Origin of the sequence: Vallitalea maricola, assembly GCF_036985595.1 — a bacterium.
In the GTDB taxonomy this organism is placed as follows: domain Bacteria; phylum Bacillota; class Clostridia; order Lachnospirales; family Vallitaleaceae; genus Vallitalea; species Vallitalea maricola.
The window spans coordinates 1-249 of record NZ_BTPU01000308.1 but is presented as its reverse complement, the minus strand read 5'-3'; the positions used below and the strand labels follow the sequence as shown (position 1 = coordinate 249).

Genomic DNA, 249 nt, shown 5'->3' with positions numbered 1-249 from the left:
ACTACCTTTTCAAGTTGTTATGCTTCCAGTTTTTATGACATTAAAAAATGTGAATCTGTTAAATACACTTATTGGTTTAGTCACAGCTATAAGTGGATTTCAGGTAGCATATAATATATTTATTTATACTGGGTTTATTAAGTCAATTCCTTTAGAAATGGAGGAGGCGGCGTACATTGATGGGGCAGGAAAATTCTATACTTTTTGGAGAGTGGTATTTCCACTTATGAAACCAATCACATCCTCACT

The 249-nt window shown here is 33.3% G+C and carries 1 protein-coding gene; it reads left to right on the top strand.

Annotation, left to right across the window (positions count from 1 at the left end; genetic code table 11):
- Positions 1 to 34: 34 nt before the first annotated feature.
- The coding region (locus tag AACQ14_RS24185; protein WP_339366088.1) for an ABC transporter permease subunit at positions 35 to 249 on the top strand (215 nt) is incomplete at its 3' end.